Raw genomic sequence first — 2,983 nt, 5'->3', positions numbered from 1 at the left:
AGCGGCGCGGATGACATATGACGCCGACCTGCTGATCGTCGGTGGCGGCCCAGCCGGCCTCGCTTCGGCGATAAACGCTCGCCTACAAGGGCTTTCGGTGATCGTGGCGGAACCCAGAAGCGATCCGATCGACAAGGCGTGCGGCGAGGGCCTGATGCCTGGCGGCTTGGCCGAACTAGTGTCGCTGGGCGTCGACCCCGCCGGGATGCCGTTGCGAGGTATCGCCTATCTCGATGACCGGCGCCGAGTGGAAGCGCCATTCCGCGGCCGCGGCGGGCGTGGTGTGCGGCGTACAACTTTGCACGCCGCACTGGCATCGCGCGCCAAAGAACAAGACACCGAATGGATCTCGACACGCATCACCACTGTCGACCAGGACGCCCACGGCGTCACGGCAGCCGGCGTCCGCGTGAAATGGCTGATTGCCGCCGACGGACTGCACTCGGCGGTCCGTCGCGCTGTCGGTATCAGCGTGGTGGCCGGACGCCCACGACGGTACGGGGTTCGGTGGCATTACCGAGTGCCGGCGTGGTCGGAGTTCGTGGAAGTGCACTGGTCACGGTGGGGCGAAGCGTATGTGACACCCGTCGAGCCCGACCTTGTCGGCGTGGCGATCCTGTCACAGGAGCGCCCGGACCTTGCCTGGTTTCCCGGGCTGGCACACCACCTGCAAGACGCCGACCGCGGCCGTGCTCGCGGCTGCGGACCCATGCGACAGGTGGTGTCCCGCCGCGTCGCGGGGCGGGTGCTGTTGGTCGGCGATGCGGCCGGTTACGAGGACGCGCTCACCGGTGAGGGCGTCAGCCTAGCCGTCAAGGAGGCCGCCGCCGCGGTGACGGCTATCGCCGGCGACATGCCCTCGTCATACGAATCGGCCTGGCATCGAATCACCCGCGACTACCGACTGCTCACCCGCGGACTGGTGCTGACCACCGTGCCGAAGGCGGCTCGACGCGCCATCGTCCCCGCATGCGCCCTGCTACCTGCGGTATTCGAGCAGGCTGTGCATATATTGGCACGCTGACACTGGCGTTTCGCCGCCGCGCCCGCCCAAAACCCGCTACTGACCACCTGGATACGATGACCACATGGGCCCTGTTACGCCTGGCGAACAGGGGGGGAACGCCAACACCACACCATCCGCGTCCGTCGCGGCCGTAGCGATCGAATTCCCGCCGCACCGGGTCGGCCAGCGGGAAGCACTGTCGGGCCTGACCGGCCTCGGGGGGCCGCAGTTCGACCGTTTCGCCGACAGCGCCGGGGTGCAGAATCGCCGCATCTCGTTGCCGTTGTCGCAATACGGCCAACTGAGTGGCTTCACCGAAGCGAACGAGATCTTCGTCGAGACCGCGCTGGAACTCGGGGAGCGCGCGCTGCTCTCGGCATTCGACGCGGCCAAGGTCAAGCCCTCCGACGTCGACATCGTTTTCTCGACGACGGTCACCGGGTTGGCGGTGCCGACCCTGGAGGCCCGGCTGGCGACCCGCGTCGGCTTGCGACCTGACGTCAAGCGTGTGCCGCTGTTCGGACTTGGCTGTGTCGCCGGGGCCGCCGGGGTAGCCCGCATGCACGACTACTTGCTGGCGTTTCCCGATCACGTAGCCGTGCTGCTCGCTGTCGAACTGTGCTCGTTGACACTGCAACGTAACGACTTCTCCATCGCCAATCTGGTGGCCACCAGCCTGTTTGGTGACGCTGCCGGCGCCGTCGTCGCGAAGGGATCCGCGCTGACGCCCATCGGGCCGCGGGTGCTGGCGACCCGCAGTCGGCTCTACCCCGACACCGAGGAGGTGATGGGCTGGAATATCGGCAGTAACGGGTTCCAAATCAAGTTGTCGGCAGAGGTCGCGACCGTCGCCGAGAAGTACTTGGGCGAAGATGTCCGCAACTTTCTCGCCGACCACGGCCTGACTCCCCCGGACATCTCGACGTGGATTTGCCACCCTGGTGGACCGAAGGTGATCGAGGCCGTCGAGCATACGTTGGACCTTCCGGTCGACGCCCTTGATCACACTCGAAATTCGTTGCGCGACAACGCAAATCTCTCGTCTGTGTCGGTGCTGGATGTTCTTCGCGCCAACATGGCCGATCCACCGCCGCCGGGTTCGTTCGGGCTGATGATGGCCATGGGGCCGGGGTTCTGCTCCGAACTCGTGCTGCTCGCCTGGTAGGGCCCGCAACGCTCCCGTTAATTGGGGACTGCAGCGCCTTCGGCCCGACGGTCGTCATGGCGCTGACTGCTTCCTTCCCTGAGCGATGAGAAGGTTGATCAACAGTTGAGCGTGGGCGTCGAACTCGGCTCGCAATGCGGTTTCATCCGTGGTGAAGGGGCGGCGCATCGCCATCCCGAGAAGGAATGTCTCGATGAGCCCGACGGATAAGTCGGACTCTGCCCCGGGAGTCAGATCTTCGATGAAGCGAGCGACATTCCGCCGTTGGGTTTTCTGGTGGTCCGAATAGGCTTGTTTGAGGGACTCATTGTGGTTTGCCGCCGCGGCGAATTCCACCGTGAAGGACGCGGCCAGCAAATTGTCGACGAAGAGTGCATAGAGCAGTTCTTTTGCCGCATCCAGTCGTTCAACGACAGATCCGTGCTGCGGTAACAGGTCGGCTGCCGTCGAGAAGATGTCAGCGGCCATCTGGCCAATTGCCGAGAGGAGCAACCGTTCTTTGGTGTCAAAGTGGTGGTGAAGCAGGGGTTGCGAGACACCGGCGCGTAACGCGATCCGCTTCATCGAGGATTTCTCGTAACCAAACTCGCAGAAGCACACGAAAGCCGCCGCGAGGATACGCATTCGGGCGTTTGTCGCAGCGGATGGACTCGGTTCGGGCGTTGTCGACGGAGTCTCCGTTGGTTGTTTTCAGTGGGCCGAGCTAGAGTAGCTGACTGATCGATCAGTTAGCACCAATATGGTGACAACTCAGAGCTAGCGTTGCCAGCTGACGCACTCGTCCCCTGAGGGGAGGGACGAGCGCGTCGGCG

Annotated in this window: 3 protein-coding genes; 2 read left to right on the top strand and 1 reads right to left on the bottom strand. The window is 64.5% G+C overall.

Annotated elements, in window-relative coordinates; translation table 11 throughout:
* Positions 1–10: 10 nt before the first annotated feature.
* Both VGH54_RS24035 and VGH54_RS24030 read left to right on the top strand, forming a co-directional pair.
* The gene (locus tag VGH54_RS24035) at positions 11–1,024 is read left to right on the top strand and encodes an NAD(P)/FAD-dependent oxidoreductase (protein ID WP_331514627.1); all 1,014 of its coding nucleotides are present in this window, start codon (positions 11–13) and stop codon (positions 1,022–1,024) included.
* 64 nt (positions 1,025–1,088) lie between these two features.
* Positions 1,089–2,171 carry a type III polyketide synthase gene (locus tag VGH54_RS24030; protein WP_331514626.1) on the top strand — a complete coding sequence of 361 codons (1,083 nt, stop codon included), beginning with the start codon at positions 1,089–1,091 and terminating at the stop codon, positions 2,169–2,171.
* 54 nt (positions 2,172–2,225) lie between these two features.
* Here the strand turns inward: VGH54_RS24030 and VGH54_RS24025 are convergent, their stop codons facing one another.
* The gene (locus tag VGH54_RS24025; protein WP_331514625.1) at positions 2,226–2,795 is read right to left on the bottom strand and encodes a helix-turn-helix domain-containing protein; all 570 of its coding nucleotides are present in this window, start codon (positions 2,793–2,795) and stop codon (positions 2,226–2,228) included.
* Between the last annotated feature and the right edge of the window lie 188 nt (positions 2,796–2,983).

It is taken from the genome of Mycobacterium sp. (assembly GCF_036488105.1).
In the GTDB taxonomy this organism is placed as follows: Bacteria; Actinomycetota; Actinomycetes; order Mycobacteriales; family Mycobacteriaceae; genus Mycobacterium.
This window is presented reverse-complemented; position numbering and strand designations above follow the sequence as displayed.